Annotated in this window: 26 protein-coding genes; 4 read left to right on the forward strand and 22 right to left on the reverse strand. The window is 40.0% G+C overall.

All coding sequences use genetic code 11. The features are described 5' to 3' along the window. Positions 1-227: 227 nt before the first annotated feature. A protein-coding gene (locus tag P0X86_RS15835; protein ID WP_277748950.1) for an IS3 family transposase occupies positions 228-1,582 on the forward strand; the annotation gives its coding sequence in 2 pieces (ribosomal slippage) (positions 228-681 and positions 681-1,582; 1,356 coding nt in all). A 362-nt stretch (positions 1,583-1,944) separates the two neighbouring features. On the opposite strand, the gene P0X86_RS15840 is transcribed toward P0X86_RS15835, so the two are convergent. The 13 genes from P0X86_RS15840 to P0X86_RS15900 form a co-directional block, all read right to left on the reverse strand. Continuing rightward, positions 1,945-2,157 (reverse strand): hypothetical protein, encoded by a 213-nt coding sequence (locus tag P0X86_RS15840; RefSeq protein ID WP_277748951.1) that lies wholly within the window; start codon positions 2,155-2,157, stop codon positions 1,945-1,947. A gap of 107 nt (positions 2,158-2,264) precedes the next feature. After that, positions 2,265-2,723, reverse strand: a complete 459-nt coding sequence (locus P0X86_RS15845) for an HIT family protein (protein WP_277748952.1) — start codon at positions 2,721-2,723, stop codon at positions 2,265-2,267. Positions 2,724-3,494: 771 nt separating this feature from the next. Further along, positions 3,495-4,046 (reverse strand): hypothetical protein, encoded by a 552-nt coding sequence (locus tag P0X86_RS15850; protein WP_277748953.1) that lies wholly within the window; start codon positions 4,044-4,046, stop codon positions 3,495-3,497. A 143-nt stretch (positions 4,047-4,189) separates the two neighbouring features. Beyond that, positions 4,190-4,783 carry a hypothetical protein gene (locus P0X86_RS15855; RefSeq protein WP_277748954.1) on the reverse strand — a complete coding sequence of 198 codons (594 nt, stop codon included), beginning with the start codon at positions 4,781-4,783 and terminating at the stop codon, positions 4,190-4,192. A 716-nt stretch (positions 4,784-5,499) separates the two neighbouring features. Next, positions 5,500-6,483, reverse strand: a complete 984-nt coding sequence (locus P0X86_RS15860) for a phosphotransferase enzyme family protein (RefSeq protein WP_277748955.1) — start codon at positions 6,481-6,483, stop codon at positions 5,500-5,502. A gap of 91 nt (positions 6,484-6,574) precedes the next feature. Then, a complete protein-coding gene (locus P0X86_RS15865; protein ID WP_277748956.1) occupies positions 6,575-6,868 on the reverse strand; it encodes a ParB N-terminal domain-containing protein in 294 nt (97 codons plus the stop codon). 459 nt (positions 6,869-7,327) lie between these two features. Further along, the gene (locus P0X86_RS15870; protein ID WP_277748957.1) at positions 7,328-8,020 is read right to left on the reverse strand and encodes an aminoglycoside adenylyltransferase domain-containing protein; all 693 of its coding nucleotides are present in this window, start codon (positions 8,018-8,020) and stop codon (positions 7,328-7,330) included. 118 nt (positions 8,021-8,138) lie between these two features. After that, positions 8,139-8,834, reverse strand: coding sequence for a GNAT family N-acetyltransferase (locus tag P0X86_RS15875; protein ID WP_277748958.1), 696 nt, complete (start codon positions 8,832-8,834; stop codon positions 8,139-8,141). A gap of 439 nt (positions 8,835-9,273) precedes the next feature. Next, positions 9,274-9,471 carry a DUF6366 family protein gene (locus P0X86_RS15880; RefSeq protein ID WP_192571924.1) on the reverse strand — a complete coding sequence of 66 codons (198 nt, stop codon included), beginning with the start codon at positions 9,469-9,471 and terminating at the stop codon, positions 9,274-9,276. Positions 9,472-9,635: 164 nt separating this feature from the next. Further along, complete coding sequence (locus tag P0X86_RS15885) at positions 9,636-10,307, reverse strand: cysteine hydrolase family protein (RefSeq protein ID WP_277748959.1); 672 nt, start codon at positions 10,305-10,307, stop codon at positions 9,636-9,638. Positions 10,308-10,491: 184 nt separating this feature from the next. Further along, positions 10,492-10,806, reverse strand: a complete 315-nt coding sequence (locus P0X86_RS15890; RefSeq protein ID WP_277748960.1) for a ribonuclease FAU-1 family protein — start codon at positions 10,804-10,806, stop codon at positions 10,492-10,494. A 1,022-nt stretch (positions 10,807-11,828) separates the two neighbouring features. Next, positions 11,829-12,659 carry an NmrA family NAD(P)-binding protein gene (locus P0X86_RS15895; RefSeq protein ID WP_277748961.1) on the reverse strand — a complete coding sequence of 277 codons (831 nt, stop codon included), beginning with the start codon at positions 12,657-12,659 and terminating at the stop codon, positions 11,829-11,831. Further along, complete coding sequence (locus tag P0X86_RS15900) at positions 12,656-13,039, reverse strand: MerR family transcriptional regulator (protein ID WP_096773703.1); 384 nt, start codon at positions 13,037-13,039, stop codon at positions 12,656-12,658. Before P0X86_RS15900 ends, P0X86_RS15895 begins: the two co-directional genes overlap by 4 nt. A gap of 438 nt (positions 13,040-13,477) precedes the next feature. Here P0X86_RS15900 and P0X86_RS15905 point away from each other — a divergent pair, with 438 nt between their 5' ends. Then, a complete protein-coding gene (locus tag P0X86_RS15905; protein WP_096773704.1) occupies positions 13,478-13,660 on the forward strand; it encodes a hypothetical protein in 183 nt (60 codons plus the stop codon). Positions 13,661-14,100: 440 nt separating this feature from the next. Next, entirely contained in the window at positions 14,101-14,973 is an 873-nt protein-coding gene (locus P0X86_RS15910; protein WP_277748962.1) for an AraC family transcriptional regulator, read from the forward strand. A gap of 97 nt (positions 14,974-15,070) precedes the next feature. Here the strand turns inward: P0X86_RS15910 and P0X86_RS15915 are convergent, their stop codons facing one another. Together P0X86_RS15915 and P0X86_RS15920 are read right to left on the reverse strand one after the other, a co-directional pair. Continuing rightward, complete coding sequence (locus P0X86_RS15915; protein ID WP_277748963.1) at positions 15,071-16,042, reverse strand: alpha-L-fucosidase; 972 nt, start codon at positions 16,040-16,042, stop codon at positions 15,071-15,073. Positions 16,043-16,413: 371 nt separating this feature from the next. Continuing rightward, positions 16,414-17,301: a LysR family transcriptional regulator gene (locus P0X86_RS15920; RefSeq protein ID WP_277748964.1), complete on the reverse strand. Its 888-nt coding sequence runs from the start codon at positions 17,299-17,301 to the stop codon at positions 16,414-16,416. Positions 17,302-17,416: 115 nt separating this feature from the next. Between P0X86_RS15920 and P0X86_RS15925 the strand changes: the two genes are divergently transcribed. Beyond that, positions 17,417-18,811: an MFS transporter gene (locus tag P0X86_RS15925; protein ID WP_277748965.1), complete on the forward strand. Its 1,395-nt coding sequence runs from the start codon at positions 17,417-17,419 to the stop codon at positions 18,809-18,811. Between the two features lie 277 nt (positions 18,812-19,088). Here the strand turns inward: P0X86_RS15925 and P0X86_RS15930 are convergent, their stop codons facing one another. The 7 genes from P0X86_RS15930 to P0X86_RS15955 all read right to left on the reverse strand — a co-directional run bounded on the left by P0X86_RS15930 (position 19,089) and on the right by P0X86_RS15955 (position 24,973). After that, positions 19,089-19,298 carry a DUF6366 family protein gene (locus P0X86_RS15930; RefSeq protein ID WP_096773709.1) on the reverse strand — a complete coding sequence of 70 codons (210 nt, stop codon included), beginning with the start codon at positions 19,296-19,298 and terminating at the stop codon, positions 19,089-19,091. Positions 19,299-19,339: 41 nt separating this feature from the next. After that, complete coding sequence (locus P0X86_RS15935; protein ID WP_096773710.1) at positions 19,340-19,747, reverse strand: MerR family transcriptional regulator; 408 nt, start codon at positions 19,745-19,747, stop codon at positions 19,340-19,342. A gap of 156 nt (positions 19,748-19,903) precedes the next feature. Further along, positions 19,904-20,863: an aldo/keto reductase gene (locus P0X86_RS15940; RefSeq protein WP_277748966.1), complete on the reverse strand. Its 960-nt coding sequence runs from the start codon at positions 20,861-20,863 to the stop codon at positions 19,904-19,906. A 243-nt stretch (positions 20,864-21,106) separates the two neighbouring features. Next, a complete protein-coding gene (locus P0X86_RS33310) occupies positions 21,107-21,502 on the reverse strand; it encodes a DDE-type integrase/transposase/recombinase (protein WP_481858287.1) in 396 nt (131 codons plus the stop codon). A gap of 766 nt (positions 21,503-22,268) precedes the next feature. After that, complete coding sequence (locus P0X86_RS15945; protein WP_277748967.1) at positions 22,269-22,904, reverse strand: LysE family translocator; 636 nt, start codon at positions 22,902-22,904, stop codon at positions 22,269-22,271. A gap of 325 nt (positions 22,905-23,229) precedes the next feature. Continuing rightward, positions 23,230-23,649, reverse strand: coding sequence for an arsenate reductase (thioredoxin) (gene arsC, locus P0X86_RS15950; RefSeq protein ID WP_096774553.1), 420 nt, complete (start codon positions 23,647-23,649; stop codon positions 23,230-23,232). A gap of 28 nt (positions 23,650-23,677) precedes the next feature. Beyond that, the gene (locus P0X86_RS15955) at positions 23,678-24,973 is read right to left on the reverse strand and encodes an arsenic transporter (protein ID WP_277748968.1); all 1,296 of its coding nucleotides are present in this window, start codon (positions 24,971-24,973) and stop codon (positions 23,678-23,680) included. Positions 24,974-25,030 lie beyond the last annotated feature (57 nt).

Below are 25,030 nucleotides of genomic sequence, written 5' to 3' on the forward strand. Positions count from 1 at the left end.
CATTCGAGAATTAATTTCTGTATCAACTATTGCTATTCTGTTTTCGCTTAATAGATAGATACTTATCTAATCGGTAATCGGAACATGTTCTTGTCCATATCGGCAATCGGTACAAGTTCTTGTCCTTTGCTCGGGACAAGAACTTGTACCGATAAAATAAAAAGCCGCTTAAACGAACTGCACCCCAATTGTTAGACACACTCTAACAGTTGGAGGTGCAGTTTTTTATGACTAAATTTACCGGGGATAGGAAATTGGCAATCGTTCAAGGGTATGACCCTGATCTTATATCGCAAACAGAATATGCAAATCAAATGGGAGTTACCAAGTCTCAATTCCAATATTGGTTGAGGCTCTACGAGATGCATGGTGAGTCTACCTTTACTAACATCTATACAAATTATCCGACAAGCTTTAAACTGGACGTACTCAATCACATGGCTCAATCAGACGCTTCTCTCATGGATACCGCTGCTTTGTTTAAGCTCCCGGACTTCTCCATGTTGTATTCCTGGCATAGAAAGATGGAGTCAGGCGGTTTAGAAGCCCTTGAGCCAAAAAAGAAGGGGCGTCCATCCATGAAGAAAAATCCCAATTCACCTTCAAAACGATCCGCAGTTGAAGGGTCTGTCGAAGCACTTGAAGAACGTATCAAGCAGCTTGAAATGGAAAATGAGTATCTAAAAAAGTTGAATGCCTTAGTTCGAAACAAGGAAAAATCACCAAACAAGACAAAGCCCAAGTCGTCTGGGAACTGAGGCATAAATATCCGGTGATGGCACTCGTACGGCTGGCTGGTATCCCGCGCAGCACCTATTACAACCTTATAGCACGTATGAATCAACCCGATTCAAATGCTGATTTGGAGGCTGAGATCCAGTCCATTTACGCGGAACATGAGGGTCGTTACGGATATCGCCGTATTCGAGATGAGCTGGCAATCCGTGGATGGAAAGTGAACCATAAGAAGGTTCAGCGGCTCATGAAGAAGATGGGGCTTAAATGCCTGGTCCGCATGAAAAAGTATAAGTCGTATAAAGGGACAGTCGGTAAGACCGCACCGAATCATCTGGATCGCCAGTTCACGGCAGAGGCGCCAAATGAGAAATGGGTGACGGACATCACGGAGTTTAAGTTATTTGGGGAAAAGCTGTATCTATCGCCCATTTTGGACCTGTTCAACGGGGAGATTATCACCTATACCATAGGTTCACGACCAACATATGCTCTGGTATCCGAGATGCTGGATGCAGGACTGAAGCGTCTGCCGGAAGAGCACCATCTTCTTCTTCATTCAGATCAAGGATGGCATTACCAAATGAAACCGTATCGCCATGCACTTAAGTCGAGAGGCATTCTCCAAAGCATGTCACGAAAAGGGAATTGTTACGACAACGCCGTCATAGAGAATTTCTTCGGCATTCTCAAGTCGGAGTTTCTGTACTACAAAGAGTTTGAAAATGTGGAACATTTTAAGATAGAACTGAAAAAATATATGGAATACTACAATACCAAACGGTTGAAGGCAAAAACAAAAATGAGCCCGGTACAGTACCGAACTCATTTTGAGAAAGCTGCCTGATGAAATAACCGTGTCTAACTTTTGGGGGTCACTTCAAAATAGCGACTTTCAATGGGATATTGTTCTTGTCCCTCGACATATTTCTATGTTTTTCTATGTATTTTAGAGACTGTCGTATAACGTCTTATTCACTACTTCGTAAATAATTCCAGATGAAGGGTATTCTACTTTTGAAAATATCCTGCCCGTTAGTTGAGAAGAAGCAGCCGACCAAAAAGCAGGCTGCCTCTATATGTCTTCATTGAGCTATCGTTTCCCGTTAGCTTAACGGGCTACCGATCACCCCCACCACTTTCCCACACATTATCCGTTGTTCAAATTCAATTATTTTATCTTCACAGCGTTCTGTAGCAGCATGATGATTAGTTTTCATTCTGTCTTGCTTTAGCCACTCTCGGTAATTGTTTCTCAAAAATGGATAATACATTTGAAATCAAATGTTCGCTCGGATTTTTGTTGTCTTTTAAAAGTGCATATATAAGGTTCAAGAAAGTCTTTGCATCTTTCTCTGTTAAACTTTTGATTGATTCTATGGTGCTATCACTTGGAAAATTTTCTTCCTTTTTCTCCATCATTATTCCTCCATCTTTAAATATCATTTATTCTTCCGTTACAAATATTAATGCGTTGTTTCCAAGCCACCTCCCTTGATTAAAACGTTTCCAGTGGTTGGAAAGTTGTTTTATCGTTCCCCTTTAGTTAAACGATTCAGCTCATTTAATAATTTCTTCTTTAATATCTCTAATGTTTCATCATTGGGCTTAACATTATCAGCATACATAATTTCACGAGGTGTCCACCAAACAGGATATTTTGGAGTTTCTTCAGTTAATCTTCTCGGGAATAGGTGCCAGTGCATATGAGAATCACCATTGCCAAGAAGTTCATAATTTAACTTGTCTGGTTCGAAAGCATTAAAAACAGCTTCAGAAATAAGGCTCATTTCTATAAGAAATTTTTCCTTGTAGTCTTTATCAAGTTTGTGAAGTTCAGACTTGTGTTCCTTGCAAAGAAAAAGAGTATACCCTTCAAAAAATTGGTGGTCACCTATTACCACATACCCAGTTTCTAATTCTTTTACAAAATATTTATTCGTACCTTCTTTTATCATGTTGATTCGATCGCAAATAAGACAATCCATTAACATCACATCCCCGGCAGTCATATTATTTTTTAATTAATATATCCTTTTTTCGAGGGTATATAATATGGTAGAAAGTAATTAGTTCATGGATATTTGTTAAACTAACCTGCCCGTTAGCTTAATGAAATAGCTGCAGAATTTTAATTAGATATGTATCTAATCGGTAATCGGCTCATATTCTTCTCCTTTACGGCAATCGGTACAAGTTCTTGTCCTCGATTCGGGACAAGAACTTGTGCTGATAAAACAAAAAAGCCGCTAAAGTAGCGACTTTCAATGTGACCATGTTCTTGTCCCTCGACAGCTAGCACCGTTAAAGGACAAGAACTTGTACCCATTGCCGTAAACTTCCCCTTTTCCCTCTTAGATTTCTTCCCATTATCGTTTTAATAAAAAATAAAAACCCGCTTGGAATTAATCATCAACGGGTTTAAAAATTCAATTTTTCAACATATAGATCGATTTCTGGAGCTGTATATTCTTTTTATGCTCAATCGTGTCCCGTTAATCCTCTGGATTTTCTCAATTCTGCTCCAAAACAATCACTTTTGTGCATTTTTTCATGACACAATTTTGGATACATAAAAACAAAAAAGCCAGATTAATCACGCTATTCAGCATTATTGAATGTAGCCACTTTTGTGTCATTAAACATTACTTTTGCATTTTCCTATGCCTTCCTACATTCAACACATTTTCGCTGCTTTCTCACTCTTCCCTCTGTCCCTCGAGACAAACGTATCTATTATGAACTCTCTGTTGACGAAGTTATTGCTTCCAAGGATTATCATATAGTTTTTTATTCGATTTGTCATAAGCACGAATCCCAAAAATCTTACCGGTATTAGTCTTAATATGAACATACCATAACTTCTTACCTTTGATTTCTTTACTTTGGATATAAAAATCTAAAGGTATTAATATTGCCTGAATGTTATTAACTTCAATTCTATCAACTTGTTCAGTTGCTAATCCAAATACGAGATCACCAGCTCTAGTATATCCATTGATTGGTTCTGAAATCTTATGGTTTATATTTAAACCACTACCAGTAATATAGGAATCAAATCTCCAACCAAACAATCCTTTAGATAATTGAACAGCCACAATATTATCCGACTTAGTTATATAAAAATAATCCGCATGATTATTTACTTTTGAACTGGAAATTACTTCTTTAACAGCGATCCATTCCTTATCTTCCGTTTCATGATTAATAGCTTCTAATGGAGTCGGAAAAGATCTTTGATTATCTCCATATAAATAAATAATACCTACCAAAGCAATAAGAACTGCTATTCCGATTATTCTACTTCTCATTATCTCTCCCTCAGTTAGATAGGATTTCCAAAAACTTCGTATAACGTCTTATCTACCAACTTCATAAATAATTCCATATGTAGAGTATTCGTAAATTATAGAACTACCCTGCCCGTTAGTTTTACACTTGGCATACTTTATTATTATTTTCCTCCAACATGAAACACATCAATTACGGTTGCACCTTCAACATCATACAGAGGGATAGCGCGACCACCTGGTGATCTACTGTTCTGTATCGCAATGGCGTCCTGAGGTGACTTTGGTTGTTCACCGTCTAAATCTTTTTTCAACACATATCCTGCAGTGCCATCTACACCTATTGCGCTGATTAATTCAGGTTCTGTTTCTGGAGAAGCAGCATCTGCCGAAGAACCGTATGTCTGTCCGTTTTTATTTTTAGGATAGTTCATATTCTTAGCTCCAATATGAAAAGAACCAATTATGTTTACTCCATCAACATCATACAGTGGAACATTACGACTAGGTTCACCGAGATAATCTTTTTTCAGCACATATCCCGCAATGTCATTTATACTTCCCACATGGATTAAATCAGGTAGCAATTCAACGGAGGTGGCTTCTCTAACAGAACCGTATGTCTGCCCATTTTCATTTTCAGGATAGTTGGGAAAAATAGCGGGGCTTTGATTATTCGTGCTTTTAGCAAATGTGCTTTGGTACCCCAGTACTCCTCCTACACAAACGATAATAACCAGACAAATCAATTTTCTCATGCCTTTAGAATACACCCTCACATTTTTCACTCCTTTCTAACTCTTCACTCTGTAAACGTTCGTCCCGTCCCCTTTTCACTTCCAGTGATAAGAACTTGTTCCGATAAAAAAACTTTTCACTTTCTAGTCCTTCATCTTTGAATGTTAGACCGGAGAAAGAAAACCGTATAGGATGAGTAATTTAACTATGTGTATGTTCACTTCTCAATATGATTTACGATCCTCTTCTTGCATGAGAGTTATTTCCTACACTTTAGTAAACACCAATAAAGCAAACAAAGTTACAAAAAAAATTAAATGTACTGACTAATTGCTCGGAAATACTGATTTTTTCTAAAAAAACATTAAATCATATTCATCAGTCTTTTCGTTTGTTTATCTAATCGGTAATCGGCTCATGTTCTTGTCCATTATGGCAATCGGTACAAGTTCTTGTCCTTGGCTCGGGACAAGAACTTGTACCGATAAAATAAAAAAGCCGCTAAAATAGCGACTTTCTATGGGACCATGTTCTTGTCCTTCGCAACCATTACTTCAAATAAAAAAGTCGCATTTTATGCGACTCTGAAAGTACGTCGGAGCGTATATGTGTCCGGCTGATTCTGCTTCCTCGCTACTGTAATCGCCGAATCCACTTCTAGCTCCAGGGGCCGAGAGGTGATTGCACGTGAACAACGTGTTAAATGATGCCGCCGGAATGAATTCATTTCATATTGCTACAATTCAAAATTGCATCCGTCAAACGGCATATCTCTTTCAATCAAATGAACCGCATCAATAATAGCTTTCTTTTGAAATTCTGACAGATTATCTTCATTCCCATCCCAATTGCTAAGCCACCAAAAGAAAGACCCAATATTTCTATAATCCATAAACAAAGGAATTAGTCGGATCCATTCATAATCTAACCTGTTATATTTTAAGTATCCTCCTAAAAACGCAGACAAAAAGTGCTTAGCAAATTCATTTTTTGATTCCCATTCTTGATAATGCGAACCACACCATACAGCATGGGTTGCAGCAATTCCTATATCAAGTGCAAACCAACCGTAAACAGAATCATCAAAATCAAATACCGTGATTTCTCCTTGATCAATAAGAAAATTATAAGGATGGAAATCATTATGAATTAATCCGTAAGAATCTTTGTTCTTGGGCATAATTTTCAATTGTTTTTCAATTGCTCTCAGCTTCCCAAGTAGTAAAGAGTAATTTCCCCTTTGTAAATAAGGATTATTTATTTCTGCTGGTTTCCATTCCTTCCTTATAAACTTTCGATCACCTGGATCATATGATCTTGATAAACTATGGATGGCCCCCATAGTCGCACCCCATTTATTAAACAAACCCGAACCCCATAACTCTGGTTCACTATCAAAGAACTTTCCAGGGACTCCTTCAAAAACAACGGCAATAAAACATTGTTCACGATCTATGCATACTTTCGTCATGTTGCCTTCTATTGTTTGAATTGGCAGTGAGGTGCGAACACCGTTTTCAGCTAAGTAACGAACCCATTGAACTTCAGCCTGAATCGTCATCTCATATTCAACCGGTTTTGGTGACAACCGTAGAAAATAGGCCTTACTGTCTTTAATGTATTTGTAGACTTCGTTAGTGGAGTTACTTACAAATTTTATTGAATGAATATCAAAATCGAAAGCTCTACTTGCTTGCGAAAGGATTTCGTTACTAACCAAAGCGCTTTCACATCCTCCCCATTGAGATCAGTTTTTCGGTGATTCATCGATCCCTTGTCTCTCGACATCAATAGCATTCAAATATTGTCTATCATTTCATATCAATACCACAATTCTTTAAATGATTTATTATGTTTCCATATGAATGATCGTCCCAAATAATAAGATAATATTTTTCCTTGTTTAATTTCTGTAATGCACCGAGTCGATGATTACCATCATGTAATCTAAAATTACCATTTTCAATTTTTGCAATTAATGGAGGCATGTCCCAACCAGATTCAAATCTACTGCAAATTTGATCAATGTTATAGTTCCACCATTTAATATCCTCTACATATTCTAAATGTTCTTCTGGTCCAACTATTCTTTCCAGATATTTCATGTCAATCTCAATAGGTCCTAGCTAATATCGTTTTTTCTTTTTTAAGTCTTCTGACATGACTATATTATCGCCTTCTCCATTTTAAGAAAGATGAACCCAAGTTTCAATATCATTGGCCAGAGCATATTCATTTGCAGCGCTTAATGTAAAAGCATTCATCTGCTAACCCCTTTTTTTGTATTGATGAATTTCACGAGTTTCTTATAACGTCTTATTCAAGTACTTCGTAAATCAAGTGCATACTTAGGCTATTCTCTGAATTTTTGGATTATCCTGCCCGTTAGTTGAACATAAGCAGCCGATCAACGCGGACGGGTCTCCTTTTTGTTCTTATTGAGCTATCGTTTACCGTTAGTTTAATCCTTGATTTGATTTATTACATAGTGCCTTAAATTATCTAGATCTGACGCTAAAAAGTCTTTTAGCTTAGCTTCATTGTTATAAGAATCAACAACATTTTTAATGATGTGACGATATCGTATGGGGACCTAATCCAATAGCCCAGTCACCAGCTTGTGCTTTTGAATATATCGCTTTGTTTTCTTTATATGACCAAATTCTAAGAAGTGTGAGGATTCCTGTAACGAGAAGCTCTCCATCTAATTTGCTGAAATAATCAATGCCCCAGACTATAGAGTCCCAAAAATCTTTTTCAGGTACTAAAGGGAATGTCTCACTTATGGCTCGGCCGTAGATACAAATACCGCTTTGGTTTATCAAAGTTACGTGACATGCTATATCTCCGTCTGTATATATATCCTTAAAATCCCAGAATGCCAAATCATTCTCGCTGGCTATTACCTCGAATTTGGGCCTCCAGTAGTCACTAAAGTGAAACTCATATGGAGTAGGGTGTCTCCATGGATTAAGGTCTGAGTAGCACAGAATACTTAACTCGATTGGTGAAGGCTTTTTATGTAATCTCAGGAACCCATTCATTAAATCTAACCGTTGAGAAGCAGTTAATGGTTGTTGGGTGATCACTATCATGTCTAAATCGCTATGAGAAGGCTGAAAGCTACCTAAACACATTGAGCCGTGAAGGTAAGTTCCAATCAAGTATTTGCCCAAGGTGTGATGTAAAAAATCCGTTATATTTGTAATCTGTGCCTTTATTTCTAGAGGGCAATTATCCCAGTTATATCCACTCAAGAGAAATCACTTCCTTGTTCTATAACTAAACATTTAATCTGATCTAATTGTTAATAACACGGAGTCAACCTGATTATGGTAATAATGCATATAAACACCTATGTTTTTGACAATTTTACTACTGATTCAAAGGAATATACATACTCTGTATCTCCAGTACTCCAGGAATAAACCCGAGGTTAAGATAGACTGATTCTGCATCATTTCCTTCCATTACGTATAACCTTAGAACTGGATATTTATCTTTTAGGACACTCAGGGCTCTTTTCAACATACGTGTAGCCAACCCTCTTCCTCTGTAAGTGGGCATAACGCCAATACTGTATACTGCTGCTTGATTGTCTTGTAAACAAAGGCGACAATTTGCAATAAGCTGACCTGTGTCCTTTTCATAAATAAGTGTAGAAGCTTGAACTAAAGTCTCGTTTGTAAAATTAGGATCTTCCTTAGGTATAAAATCTTCAAGAAAAGATTTTTTTCTCCGTACTGCTTCAAAACCTCCTGTGAAGCTATTAAAATCACACCAAGCAATTTCATCTTCGTTAATGAAATTATTAAATGGGGGGATATAAAATAAATGATAAATAGTATTTGGTGCCATCCTTACTCCACCTATTCTTGACTCTCCTTTATAGATCCAAAAAGAATTTCTTCGTGGAGTATTGAAACCTTCTTCCCTGAAAAAACCGTTATAACGCATATTATAATAAACCGAACAATACAGTCCCCACTCTTCATGATCGGCCCTATGAATTGAATATTCATTTGATAAATCAAAAAAATTTATGTCTTCAGACCAATTAACTAATTGCACACGTTATCCCCCTAATAAATGAGTTCGTGATTTGCAGTGATTGTAAATTAAGTAGAGTTCTCACAATTAAAATAATAACAGAACGTAAAATGTGGTTTCTTGTACAAATTAATTATATTTAAACTAATCTGCTCGTTAGCTTAATGAAATTGGAAAAACAGTTAGATATTTATCTAATCGGTAATCGGAACATGTTTTTGTCCTTTATGGTAATCGGTACAAGTTCTTGTCCTCGGCTCGGGACAAGAACTTGTACCGATAAAACAAAAAAGCCGCTATTTTAGCGACTTTCTATGGGACCATGTTCTTGTCCCTCGACATCATTAAAGTATTAAAAACATCTAATCGGTAATCGGTTTATGTTCTCCTTTACGGCAATCGGTAATAAAATAAAAATCTTGTATCTCGACAATTTTGGTTTTCTCAAATATTAAAACCATTAATAAAAATATTGAACAACTATAAGACCGACAATAATAACAATAGTTAATACTAAAGTGCCTTTCCAACCTAAATCGACTATACTATACCGAGCCCTACTATTTCCTTGATTCATATGACCAAATGGATTATTTTCCAATTCTTCTTGTCTTAGTCTTTCTCTTGTTCTTTCAGGAGTTTCATAATCTTTGCTCATTGTTTACGTACCCCCTAGGTTAATAATTTTAATTAGATATCCAATACCAATTTATTGATGCAGTAGTATAATAATAACATTTTTATGTTATTTAATGGGATTTAATTGAACATTGAATAGATCTTAAACTATCCTGCATCCTGTTGCGATGCGTGAATATGTTGTTATTTGCTGTTGGAGGCTTCTTCGGATCTGCTTGCAAATTCTCTTATGAGTTCCTCTGTACTAGTTACTTTAACACCTATATTTCTCATTTCATGAATTCCCTTATCATAAACGCCTGATATTGCATCCTCGATCATAACCACCTTAAAGTCTCTTTCACTTGCTTGATATATACTTGTTCTTGGACAGTTCGGAAAATTGCACCCAATAAAAATCAGTGTATCTATATTCTTCACTCTCAAAAATGCTTCTAAGTTCGTTTGATAAAATGCGCCCCATCTTGGTTTATACATTACCCATTCATTATCTGCGATCAATTGTATTGTTCCTTGAAGGAGCTCCTTGTCGTCTAACTGAACTGAATTCTTCGGGCTAATCATTTCAACTAAGTCTGCTCCCGTTGATCCTGGTGTTACAATTCGAACGCCTGTTTCAATTAATTCTCTGCGGCAGATATCAACATTCGTTCCATCTTCCTTATATAATCGAATCACGTGGAATATCGGAATGTCTCTACTTCTGCATGCATCTAATATTAACTTCATGTGAGGCAGTACATTAACAGTACCTGCAATTTCTGCTACAGCCCCTGGCAAACTAAAATCATTCTGTGTATCAATTGTAACAACCGCACAATTGTTATAATCAGGGTATGTATATTTACTCATCATTGACCATCCTTCTAAAATCGTATTTGCCCCAATTGCATATAACGTTCTCAGTATTCACGACGCTCGACGAAGTCGAGTGTGTCCGGCTGCATCAACTTCCATGCCAATTGCATCTGTCCGGACCAAGGGGCCGTAAGGCCCGAAGCGTGAATATAATGTTATCGGATGTTAATGCCTTCCTTTGTTAATGCCTTCCTTGTGATGCCTCCAATATAAATTTAAAATGTTCTAAACCATTCTTAATAATTTTGTTTTCCATAGATTCTATTTCTTTAATTAAGTCTTTCATATTACTCTTTGCCAGGTTATAGTCCTCTAATTCAATGTCATTACTATTTAAAACCTCTTCAAGTTCATCTTCATCCTTAATATATAAATTACCATTAGGAAAAACAATCACATCTAAATAAAGATCATCCCAAAAAGGCACTCCTTGATCACTAATCCCAATATTCTTAGATATATCGAAATACCATTGAATTATTTCTTTTTTTCTCATTAAGCATCGTTGTAACACAGTAATTTGATTCCGAGGGGAAGTGCTGCATCCAATAATAACCATTATCGGCTATACAGAAAAGATGTTTTGGAAGTTATGTCGGGGGTGTGAAATGAAAAGAAAACATGCAGACCGATTAGACTGGCATCGAATATTAAATAAAGATTTTGTATGTAGGTTTTTCGATGAAGTCGAATTTAAAGGACATATTACCTTAATTACTATTCATCAAGTCAAAGAACCATTAAAAACAAGTATTGAAGATAAAGAAATAGCATTAATTTCCGATAACGTCTTATCTACGAACTTCGTAAATTATTCCAAATGTAGAGTATTCGTGAATTTATTAAACTATCCTGCCCGTTAGCTTAATGAAATTGCATGGAAACATAGTTAGATACTTATCTAATCGGTAATCGGCTCATGTTCCTTTACGGCAATCGGTACAAGTTCTTGTTCTCGACTCGGGACATGAACTTGCACCGATGAAACAAAAAAGCCGCTATAATAGCGACTATCAATGGGACCATGTTCCTGTCCCCAGACAATTTGGTGGCGTCGTCATGATCCGCAAATGATTCTTTTGCGGTTGCAAACAAAAAGATCTCTAATGTTAAACATCTCAATACTCTTTCCGGTACCCAAATACCTTGGCATAGGTCCAGTTAATCAGCAAGATCTAGTATACGACCGCGTACATCCTTCTTCCGGAATCTTTGCCGTCATTACGTAAAGCTGAGCAATGGACTTTTCATTCACCGGAGCACCTCCAACCTGAAGAAGCATTTGATCCAGCTTCGCAAACTGGATCTCTTATACCAAACCATTTCGCATATTAATTATACAGCAATTGGAAGTATCCTGCCCTTTAGCACAACGCGGCTGCCGATCATACGGCAGCTTCTCCCTGGTCGTTTATTCAACTATCGTTTCCCGTTAGCTTAACCATTCAGAACGAATCGTTGAACATATCGCTACCAGCGATGTGTGATCTGACACGTCTGTCTAATAAAATAATAGATTCAAGCGTTATCCGAATTGATAAAAAAACCTGCATTCTCCTTAACCCACTCTGCGAACGTATACGGTTTGTGTCCTGTTACTTCCTCCACTGTCGACAAAACGGTATAAGCAGATTTAGGCGGATTAAGGTGCCAACTAATCACGTAATCTATTGCATCCTCCTGAACACCCATTTTCCTCATCTGTTCACGTTCTTCTTCTTCAGAGCTTTCGATAAATTGAATTTCACGTCCAATAACCTCACTGATTATCCGAACTTTATCTTGAACCGACAAACTCTCAGGCCCTGTTAATGTATATATTTGACTTGCATGACCTTCCCCAGTTAGTGCAACCGCTGCGACTCTTCCAATATCGGCTTCATGAACAGGAGCAATCAGTGATCCTCCGAACAGGTCTCGAACAACCCCCTCGGAGCGTATAGAGTTCGCCCATTTCCGTGCGTTTGACATAAATTCAAAAGCTTGAAGCTGAGTCCACTCCAGACTGCTTGACTCAACCGCCTTCTCAAAAGGGCCCTTCTCTCCGTTCCACAAAACTGTAACCCTTCGCACCCCGGCCTTCTCAGCAAGCTCAACGATTTCTGGTCCTGTTTGTAACGGGGCATATTCGGCACCTGTTGTAATTAAATGCATGCCGCTGATGCCAACCAACGCAGAAACTAGCGTACTTGGATCACTTAAATCTCCCGCGACAACCTCTACACCATGAGGAAGATTGGCTTGCTGCGGATTACGTGTCAATGCACGTACCTTTTGCCCCCTTTGAAGAAGTTGGTCCACGACATGCCGCCCTACGGTTCCCGTTGCCCCAGCAACTAATATAGTCATTTATTATCCTCCTCCCGTTTTTGTACCATCCGATTGATTTTTTCAGCCAAATTTAACTTCGCTTTGGTTAAAGCAGCTAATTGTTGGTTAATCTCGTGCATTTTCGACTGATACATAAGCAGCAATTCCTCACAATAGACGTCTTTATCTTTGTGCTCCTGTTGCTCAGGAAATCTACAGAAGAGAATGTCCCGAATTTGGTCAGTTGTCAGCCCTAAATCTAAATAAAGTTGAATTGCGTTAATGGATTCGATCGCCTTTTCGTCATATTCTCTATAATTATTTTCTTGACGAGATGTTTTGATCAATCCTTTCTCCTCATAATAACGAATCGAACGGGCACTAACGCCAGTTATTTTTCTTACCTTTCCGATCTTCAAAACGATCACCTCATCGATTAGGAACGTTAGCTTTATTATAAAGCTTCACATTAATGTAAAGGTCAAGAAAAAAGATTAAATAAAAAAAGAACCCCTTAGGGGATGGCAATTAGTCTAGTCATAACTCGCAGGATGTTATTCGGTTTCGTAATATTTGCTGTGTTAAACTGCCCGTTAGCTTAATGAATAGCTTTAAAATTCAGTTAGATATTTATCTAATCGGTAATCGGAACATGTTCTTGTCCATTACGGCAAAAGGTACAAGTTCTTGTCCTCGACTGGGGACAAGAACTTGTACCGATAAAACAAAAAAGCCGCTATTCGTTTTAGATTGTAGGGCTCCTATCGCGTTCTAAAATATTAAACATTCATTTGTCTATCGCATTACCGATCTTGCATGCATAAGCTAATATTATTAATAGAGGAGGTGAAGACGCTATGTCTAAGTTTCTTAGCTATCTCAGCGGAGTCATTGGTGGTTTCGGCCTAATTTACGTCCCAGTATCGGAATTACTGCCAAGCCTGGAACCTGTACTTGACACAGTAGGCATCATATCTGTGATTGTGTTCTCCATCGCCTTAATCGTCAATGGTGTGCGTTCCTTGATAAGCAAAGCGTAACGGATTAGCTCGCTACTAAGATAGAGATATATTGACATTTGGGAATAGGGTGCCCAGAGAATTTATGAAAACAGGGAGCAGCCTGCCGCGCGGCGTTCTGCTCCCTAGTTATTGCACTTTCGTTTCCCGATAGCTTATATATCGTGCATCACACTTATGTCCATTACAGCAACATGACAAAATATTGTAAGTTCCACATAATTGGTAAATTATACTTATTGGGAGGGCTATTAGATGTACCAATTGTTCATATCAATCAATCGGTTAAGATTCATAATCATAGTCTCCTTTATACAATAATTAGGCTTCAAAATGCCTCATTAAAATCTTTAATTGGTGCAATGACTGACTTTTGTATGGATGACCTTGATGATGCTGACAATGTGCCTTTATTATAGTACAATCTCTACATCCAATTTTGTAGGTGATTGATAATGCTAGTGCTTGAGCTGAAAGTTCCCCCATTCCCCCTGCTAGCCACGGTCGGCCATACCTTATGGCCGCCGGGAATTGTCCATGCAAGGCGTCAATTTGATGTTTTTGACATTATTATTTGCGTCAGTGGCACACTCTATATGGAGGAAAACGGGATTCAATATGAAATCAAAAAAGGCATGGTATTGGTGCTTGAGCCTGGAAAAATGCATCGCGGCTATCGCCCAACTGATACAAATACGGAGGTGTATTGGATTCATTTTGAATATCCGCTATTGTCGAAGCCTATGCTAGTCGATAAAAACAATTGGCAGCAGCCTCTGCTGAACAGGACGGACCAGGATACCGAGGCTCTTCCAGGCATGGTGGACATCCCCAAATTTACCGGGATAGATTTGCGTACGGTCGTCCCCCTTCTGAAGGAAATGATAAAAGTACACAGCATCCTTTCAGCATACCGCTCCTACGAGCTGCAAATTTTATTTGGCAGATTCCTCATTGAAATTCAAAGCAGCATGAAAAAAAGCAGCCCACAGGCCCGATCCCTTTTTCTTGGGGAGAAAGTTGCCTCCTATTTGGCGGATTGCTTAGAAGATCCTTTTGATTCCGTACAGATGGAGAACGACCTGCATTACCACTTCGATTATTTGGCGCGCTGTCTGAAACAGTATTCGGGAATGAGTCCTCTGCAATACAGGCATCGTCTCCAGATCGAACGCGCTAAACAGCTCCTAGCGAATTCAGAACTACCTTTAATCCAAGTCGGTGAACAATGCGGATTCCGTGACAACAATTATTTTACGCGCCTATTCAAACGCCAAACCTCGTTTACACCTGGAGAGTACCGGAAGCGGTATCAGGTATTTCGAGTGGATTAACACAAGAATAAACGTCCTCCCAATTGAAAAAAGCGCTGTTACCATTCAATGGTCAAGCGCTTTATTTAAGCTGTGTGCTTCGTTAATAATGATCAAGTTATTTTCTAATCAGCCAGTTTGCTGGAATAGTTTGGAGTTCCACCGGATGACGATATCGTTTTCCGATTTCTTTAAAACGTTCTAACACATTCGCATCCAACAAGCCGCGCTGATCTGGAGCTCCATTTAATAAAAATGACACGTTATGGTTGTTCGCATCCTGTACTTTATCCAATACCCAATCAGTGGTTTTGAGTTCCATTTTCGTATCCGAAGCTCTCCAAAACCACGTTTCAGTTAAGATATTGCAGCTCGCACCAGGACCTGCAAAGGATTCTTCAATTTCTTGCCCAGCAGCATTTTCATAAAAAACGATATCTGTATGATCCAAAGTCGATTCACAGCTAATATTTATCAATAAGCACTGAGGCTGCAAACTTTTCACGAGTTCATTAATTTCTTCAAACGGAAGGTCCTCATAATTAGGGCCTCCCCAATGGGCGTTCCATCCGTCAATGATAAAAAACGGAAGTTCGCCATAGTTTGTCAGCAATTCTTCGATTTGATTTTTAATGAACCGCTTATCTTCCGCTGTGCATTTTTTTCGACCGATTTGATGATGCAAGTCTAGCATAGAGAAATAAAGACCCGCATTAATACCTTCCTCCCTAAATGCATCAAGATATTCTTTGACGACATCCCTTTTGTCGGTTGCATTACGGATGCAATGCTCCGTATATCGGGTAGGCCACAAGCTGAATCCTTCATGATGCTTTGCTGTCAGTGCAGCGAATTTCATCCCCGCGGATCTAGCCGCTTTCGCCCATTGCGCACAGTCCAACTGCTCAGGATTCCAGAGTTTTGGATCAAATGGGAATCTGCGAGGTTCATCATGATTCTCATGCCCGTATTCCCAATCCTTAATTTCCGTTTCAGCAAACTGAAATGTAGCACTATTAAAGTGAATAAACATCCCGAGTCTCTGATTCACAAACCATAGTTGTCGTTGTACCAAATCATGATTATCCAAATGATAACCTCCTCTATTTCCGGTGAATACTCACCATCATATGATATCTACCACTTTAATGGATTATCATCCTTGATACATCTATCAAAAACGACATTTTACCATACAATTTCTACTTTTCTTTAGGATTTTAACGATTTATTTATTCTCGCGGCGAGGTAACGAACCCACTGAAACTCAGCAGTAATCAGATGCTTATCTAATCGAAAATCGGCCTATTATTTTGTCCTTTAAGGCAATCGGTACAAGTTCTTATCCTTGGTACTGGACAAGAACTTGTACCGATACAACAAAAAAAGCCGCTAAAATAGCGACTTTCAATGGGACTATGTTTTTGTCGCCCAACATTCTCTGGGTTTTATGAAGGATAATTAATTTGTCTGTTTGGATATCGTCCCGAAATATTCCACAACTACCTCACGGAATTCGAGAGCAGCCCGCGAAATGTACCGACTCCTGTGCCATAACAAAGCGATCTCCCGTACCAATTCATGATTCTCTACTTTGAGATATTTGATATGTTCCCCAGAATGCCTTGCCGTACTTGGTATAAAGCCTATGCCAATTCCCGCTTCTACTAGAGAACTTAGCCTTGCAGGTTCGTCACCCTCATACACATATGTAGGTACAAATCCAACCGATTTGCATATAGAATCCACCAGATCACGAGTACCGTAGCCTCTTTTTACACCAACAAAACATTCACCCCTTAGATCAGTCAAAGATATGCTGTTTCGGTTAGCAAGCCTATGCCCTGTGGGAACAGCTACAAGAATCGGGTCGATGAACATGATTTGACATTCAATGTCTTCCCCTTTTATAGGAGGCGAGGACAAGCAAAAATCAACCTCTCCTCTATGAAGAAGTGTAACCATTTCCTGCGTGGTGAGCATTTGCACATGAAATTGGATATCGGGACGCTTGTTCCGAAACTCTCGAAGGATCTGAGGCAATGTGCTTGCGGTGGTCACCGCCAATTCGAGTGTGCCATGTTCTTGGCTGGACACATCGCTAATCTCCTGCTTCCCCTGTTCCAATTCAAACAACGCCCTTTCAGCACGGCGATAGAATCTGCTTCCAAACTCATTCAATCGCAGTTTCCTTCCTATTCGATCGAATAACGGGACCCCCAAATCCTCCTCCAAGCGCCCAATCGTTTTGCTTAGTGATGACTGAGTGACATGCAGACTTCTTGCTGCTTCAGTCATATGTTCCAAACGAGCTACCTCGAGAAAATATCTCAGTTGAAGTAGTTCCACTTTACACCCTCCTCTCATTCCCTTGAGTCAATGAAATCATAACATAAAATGCATTGGAATAAATAAATGATTTCAAGTACGATGATGACACTAATATACAGAGTGGGGGATTGAAATGAGTATTCGCAGTAGGTGGTTGATGATCTCCGTTGGACTAGGGATTCTATTGAACCCATTAAATTCTTCAATGATTTCAGTTGCTATTCCAAGGCTACAAAATGTGTTCCAACTCGACTTTACAGTGGTATCCTGGATCATTTTTTCTTTCTACATTGCGAGTGCTATCGCTCAACCGATCATGGGAAAAGCCAGCGATTTATTCGGTAGGAGGAGGATATTTCTTAGCGGGCTTGTTGTATCCTTCATTGCATCATTATTAGCTCCACTATCCCCAAACTTTGGTTGGCTCATCGTGTTCCGCATTGTGCAATCCATCGGAACAAGCATGATGGTTGCGGTTGGAATGGCCATTGTGCGAATTCATATTACGGAGAAACAAGCAACTGGACTGTCAGTCTTGTCCATATTCCTATCCGGAGCGGCAGCGGTTGGCCCCTTCATTGGCGGGGTCATCATTCACTGGTGGAGCTGGCCTGCTATCTTTTTGGTTAATATCCCCTTCGTAGTGACAAGCTTTTTATTAGCTTGGAGGCATATTCCTAATGATGTTCCGTCTATGACATCCGTTGCTCGCAACATGTCCTTTCGCAGATGGTCTGATTTGATTGATGCGCCAGGAGTTCTGCTATTCACCGTGGGTCTGGTTGCTCTGCTCGTTGGAGTATTGTCCGCAAAATCATCTGGTCAAATTTCATTTAGTAACGTTATTGTCGGGCTGATTGGCTTCGCTGGACTGGGAGCTTTCGTGCGACATGAGTTAAAAGCGAAGGCACCCTTTATTCCTTTACGCACATTCGCTAAATATCCTGCAATGACTTGGGTCAATGTCGAATTCATGGTCGTTAACTTGCTTTTTTACTCTCTCTTTTTCGGGCTTCCGTCCTACTTGCAAATCGTACGTCATGTCAGCGAGTTCCATACCGGGATGCTCATGCTAAGCTTAGGCTTGTGCTCGCTCGTTGCTTCTCCAATGGCAGGACGATGGATCGATAAATCAGGACCCGGGCCAGCATTGCTTATGTCCGGAATGCTGATGACATTTGGGTCCGTATGGATCGTGATCATGACACTGGATCAGACTTCACCGGTTATCAGTGTGTGTCTGGCTTTAGCTGCATTCGGCATTAGCAACGGGTTAAACAGTGTCGCTATGCAAGCGGCCTTATTCAAAAGTTCACCAAAAGAAATTATAGGTGTAGCATCTGGAATATTTAATACCTCAAGATACCTGGGAACCATTCTCTCTTCATTACTCATTAGCAGCGTAATGGGAGATAACTTCAGCTTCGAGGGATTTCGAGTACTTGGGATTATCCTCACGTTAATTGCATTGTCCTTGGTATTCGTAAATTGGCGTCACAAGGAGTCCGGGCAGTTGCATGAGTCCTAGTTATCTGACAGATGTAGCTTACCCTTTGTTACCTCAACAGAAAGCTGTAGCTGATCGTGAGAATCGGCTAAGCAGAATGCTAATTAGATATATACCTAATCATAAATGAGAACATGTTCTTGTCCATTTCGGCAATCGGTACAAGTTCTTGTCCTTGGCTCGGGACAAGAACTTGTACCGTTAAAACAAAAAAGCCGCTATTATAGCGACTTTCTATGGGATCATGTTCTTGTCCCCCGACATTAAAATATAAAACCAGAGATAAAAATTCTTTTACTTAAAAATATTGGGCAACTATAAGACCAACAATAATAACAATAATTAACACTAAAGTGCCTTTCCAACCTAAACTGCTTACTAAATCGACTAGACTACCAGATTGAGCCCTATTAATTCCGTCATTCATATGTCCCAATGGATTATTTTTCAATTCCTCATGTCTTAGTCTTTCTCTTGTTCTTTCAGGAGTTTCATAATCATTATTCATTCTTTACCCACAAAATAATAAATTTTAATTAGATGAACTGGTCATCGAGCTGACTCCAAACTTGCTTCCTCTCGTCTGGTGTCATCTTCCCAAGAACGGTAGTAATCAATTTTATCCCGCAGAATATCCAAAGTTTGATGAATCGTTTGAACCTGCTGGATTAATTTCCGCTCATGCTCTTCTAGAAGTTTTCTGCGTTGGGGAATGCCATCATTCCCCAATCGCATCATATCAGCGAACTGCTGCATAAGTGCGATCGGCATTCCTGTTGTCTTAAGCTTTGCGAGTAATACGATCCACTCAAAATCATGTTCCCGATATACCCGATGACCATTTTGGGCACGAGGTATAGGGTCCATCAGACCGATCCTTTCGTAATAACGAAGGGTGTGTACGCTTAACCCCGTCAACTCAGCTGCCTGCTGAATGGTCAGCTCTTTACCGATCATAACGAGTCCGCTCCTTTTAACATCCGTTTATAAGCTGTGAGCTCCGATACACTCCGGGTGGTTCTTGTGTAATTTCGCTTCTAACTATACTTATGTTTCGATACGTCGTATGAAAATACCTTTAGCGCAGGTATGTCATAAGTTGATAAAAGTTGATTAAGTGAGGCAGGCGCCGTTCAATTGATCAAGCTGATCTGAGTTAATACGAAGCTTAAGTGCCCCCAAATTTTCTTCCAATTGCGTTAGATCACTTGCAGCAACAATTGGAAGAGCTCTCGGATGATTTTGCAGCATCCAAGCAAGGATAAGCTGATTCGGTGTCGCTCCCAGCTCTCCAGCAACCTTCCTTAGCGTATCCATACGAGTCATCTGATCCTCTCTCCGATATGCATCGGGTAAGACAGCATCCTTTCGGTTGTATATGCCTCCAAGGAGGGGGGAATAAGCCATGAGCGTAAAATCATCGTGTTGACTGCAGTAAGCAAGTAAATCCTCATCCACACTGACCTGCAGTCCGAAATTCGCATCCACTCTAGGCTGCAAATACGTATATCGTTGCTGGATGCAGCAATAGGACTCCCATCCTTTTGACATACTGATCGCCTTGGCCTCAAGGATCCTGGAAAGCCGATAATTACTGCAGCCTATAGCCCTTACTTTGCCGGCTTTAATCAAGGAATCAAAAGTCTCCAAGGTTTCCTCGAGTTCAGTTTCAATATCGTCTACATGAGCATAATATAAGTCTACATAATCTGTTCCTAGCCTAAGCAAACTTTCGTCAATTTCATTCTCAATCGCTTGGCGACTTAAACCTTCCAATTTTTCACTTTTCGGCACTACCGGTTTCGCTCCCACTTTGGTGGCCAAGATGATCTGATGTCTGTTTTTTCTTTCTTTCATCCATTCGCCAAGCAAAGACTCGCTTTCTCCCCCAACACAGCCATCGTTCCATATCGCATAATTATTGGCTGTATCCAGAAAGTTTCCCCCTGCTTCAAAAAAATGATCAAGCAGTTGGAAAGAGGTTTTTTTGTTGGTTCGCGATCCAAAATTCAGACAGCCCAAAGAATAAGCACTTACCAGCATTCCTGTATTCCCCAACGGAACATGCTTCACACTATATCCTCCTTTTAACAAACTGAATTAACTTCCGCTTACTTGCATCGTACGCAACCAGTATACGAGTTTAAGCGCACTCTAAGTCAATACTACAAAACAATATCTTCTCTTAAACAATGCAAAGACACCTCCAAAATAGTCTCCACATCTTACGATTTTAATTTTCTCTGTGGTCGCTTTTGGTTATAAAACTGTATATATTTCTCAATTCAACTTTGTGTCTCTCCCAAATTTAGGATATTATAGGGATAGAGCCCTTCCGTTTTTAGATGCCAGAAGAAGCTCTCTATGGAGGCGTTGTCTAGGCAATTGCCTCGGCGAGACATGCTGATTTTGGCGCCAACCTTTGGCAGCATATCGTGGTAAGCGTGAGACGTGTACTGGAGGGCTTGGACACTGTGAATGACCAATCCGGTCACGTCTTTTACTTAGCAAACGCTTTGGCAAACGTCTGCAGAACCAGCTGTTGTCGTTACGTTCGCTGAGCTCGTAGGCTACGATCTCATTGTCGAATAAATCTTTAACCGCCGAAAGATACAGCCATCGCTCACCTACCCGATATTGCGTTACATCTGTTACCCATTTTTGGTTTGGTTTATCTGCCTTAAAATCTCGCTTTAGCAGATTCTCCGGCATTCGATCCCTCACTTGGTTTAAAACGGCGTTTGCAGCGAATTTTGGCCTGTAGTCCTAGCTTTTGCATCAGACTCAATATTTTCTTGTGATTCATCCACACGCATCGTCCTACCATAAGAACAATTGGATATGGCGTTGACCTTATTTCTCTACATAGCGTGCATATACCTGACGAATGAGCGATGCAGCTTCCTTGTCCCGATCCACATTTTTGCGCTTCAGATAGGCGTAGTAACCGCTACGAGATACCTTGAAGAGTTTGATATTTCCTCATCCATTTCTTCATCCGTTGGGAATCACTAATCCCTAAGTGTTCATTAATCTTCCGGTAAGTCCAACCTTCAATAACATGCAGTCGTACTGCCTCTTTCTTGAGCTTTTCCGAATATGTTTTATACTTCTGTCCTTTAGTTGACATACAAAAATACACCCCCTAGAATTTCATTGGATAAACCAGGGGTTCCAATGTCCATTCTAAGGGGTGCACTTCAAAATAAAGTTTGGTTTTTTATTTTGACATAATGTTTTCTTTTAAGGTCAACTAAAGAATTTAAATTAGATTTCTGTCTAATCGGTAATCGGCTCATGTTCTTGTCCCCCGACACTCGCCTCCATGGGATTGATGAAGGTAACCTTATGCACTGAAAGACGGCCACCGGGGGCCATTACTTCGAACGCGGCCCGCCCATTTTGGCCGCCGACAAGCTGCTGTTTGATTGAACTCCCCCAATACGGCCGTTATCTTTAAAACCCTAACTTCATAAAATCACTGTCTTTGGAATGCAACCTTTAAACCTAGCCCGATATAGATCGTTCCGACCAGTTTGCCGCTCCAACGACTCAAATGGACTACCCATTTCATCCGTTTAGCTATTTTTCCAATGGCCGAAACACTTAATACGATCACTGTCGTATACAATGCACTTAATGTTACAAAGATGAGGCCAAGTATCAAAAATTGCCCCAATACTTCACCTCGTCCATGGTTAATAAACTGAGGCAAGAAAGCCAGAAAGAATAGTGCAGTTTTTGGATTAAGTATCTCGGCCACAGTCGCCGAAACATACGACTTTAAGGCCCCCGCCGATTCAATCTCAGGAAGTTGTGGCTCTGAAGACTTACTTAACATTGAGCGAATCCCTAGATACAGTAAATAAGCCGCACCTGCATATTTAACAAAATTGAATGCAAAAGCAGAGGTCATAAGTATTGTTGAGAGCCCCATAGTAGCAAATAACGTATGAAGAAAATCCCCAGTTGCTATGCCAAGTCCTGCCATGATACCTCCTTTTCGCCCATTTTGAACGGTTTGGGTGATCGTAAGGAGAACAGCTGGTCCTGGAATTAAAAATAGACCAAGGACAACGATTACATACGTAAACAAAGTTAAAAAGTCAAACATTTGTTTTCTCCCTTCTTGATATATTACTTTGAGTCTAAACCATTCCGTTCTCTAACATTTAAGCCAGATAATTAATTTGAAGTCAACAGCTATAGCGATAGAAGTTAAAAGTTTTGAAGATAAAAATTAAAAACCGAATTATTACAAAAACTGATTAGATTGTGGACAACTGTTGATACGCGAATCAATTCAGGGTCCACGCTTTTCCGCACACTCCTGTAGCATTGCACATGGCCGGATCATAAATTTCAATGGATATCATGTCGTTTCCCTCTAGTAATAAAGGAAGCCGAGAAATATTCCCGGCCCCTAATTTCCTATTGTTTTACTCGCCGATTTCAGCGAACTTTTGAATACGCTCGCCGATTTGATCGCGAACGCGCTGAAAAACAGCCCATTTTTCTTCGTCGGTACCCTGAGCCTTGGCAGGATCGTCAAATCCCCAGTGCTCACGGCGAACATGAGGAGGTGTCATCGGACAACGATCGGCAGCATCACCGCACAGGGTGACCACCAGATCGGATTGATTTAACAACAACGGATCTATGATATCCGAAGTTTGGTTCGAAATATCGATCCCCACCTCGTTCATTGCTTTGACCGCATTCGGGTTTAGGCCATGAGCTTCGATGCCGGCGCTGTAGACATTCCAATCATCACCCAGATGTTTTTTGGCCCATCCTTCAGCCATTTGGCTGCGGCAAGAGTTGCCTGTGCACAAGAAGTATAGTGTCTTTTTTTCCATCATCGATTCTCTCTCCTTATCACTTGAATTAAAGTATGGTTAGCCAGATATATAATCCTAAAAGGGTTATAAATAACGTTGGGATGGTCAAAATAATCCCTGTCTTAAAGTAAGTCCCCCAGCTGATCTTCACGCCTTTGGTCGAAAGGACATGCAGCCAAAGCAAGGTGGCTAGTGAACCAATCGGTGTAATTTTGGGACCTAAATCGGAACCTATCACATTCGCATAAATTAAGGCCTCTTTAATGGCAGCCGACGTGTTTGTCGCATCGATGGCGAGTGCATCAATCATGACGGTCGGCATATTGTTCATGATGGAAGAAATAATCGCAGCAATGAAGCCCATTCCCATGGTTGCAGCAAACAGCCCTTGATCCGCTAAGCTCTGTATGACACTTGCCAGAAGATCTGTAAGACCGGAGTTACGTAAGCCATAGACCACAACGTACATGCCGATCGAGAAAAATACGATCGCCCACGGAGCCCCTTTGAGTACTTCTTTGGTTTGTACAGCCGGACTTTTTCTCGCCATCAGCAGGAAGAATATCGCGATAACACCAGCTACGATCGATACAGGGATACCCACGAATTCACACACAAAGTAACCGATCAGCAGCACGCTCAATACGATCCATGATAATCGGAACATCTGAGGATCTTGAATTGCCGTTGAAGGTTCTTTAAGCTGCGTCCCATCGAACTTTCGCGGGATGCTTTTGCGGAAAAACAAATAAAGTACAAGGATACTGGCTACTAAAGAGAACAGATTGGGAACCAACATACGACTGGCGTATTCGATAAACGTAATTCCGAAGAAATCAGCCGATACGATATTCACCAGGTTGCTGACTACAAGTGGAAGCGAAGTTGTATCCGCAATAAAACCACTTGCGATGATGAAAGGGAATACCTTCTTCTCGTCAAAATTCAGCGCTCGTACCATGGCAAGCACAATCGGAGTTAAGATCAGAGCAGCACCATCGTTTGCGAAAAATGCAGCGACAACAGCTCCAAGAACGGATACATAGACAAACATCCGGATACCGTTTCCTCGAGCAGCATTCGCCATATGTAAGGCGGCCCACTCGAACAAACCGATTTTATCTAAGATCAAAGAAATGATAATGATCGCAACAAAAGCAAGCGTTGCATTCCATACGATCTGGGTGACATCCCATACATCCTGAAAGTCAACGACTCCTACAAGCAGTGCCAGTACAGCACCACCGCAGGCAGACCAACCAATGGATAGATCTTTAGGCTGCCAAATGACAAAAATTAAGGTAACAATAAAAATGATGCTAGCCAGGACAACAGAAACCAATGTTCAAACCTCCAATTATGCGATTACTTAAGTACAGCAACAATCAATATATAACTA

This window comes from Paenibacillus sp. BR1-192, assembly GCF_029542445.1.
Classification (GTDB): domain Bacteria; phylum Bacillota; class Bacilli; order Paenibacillales; family Paenibacillaceae; genus Paenibacillus_AQ; species Paenibacillus_AQ lautus_A.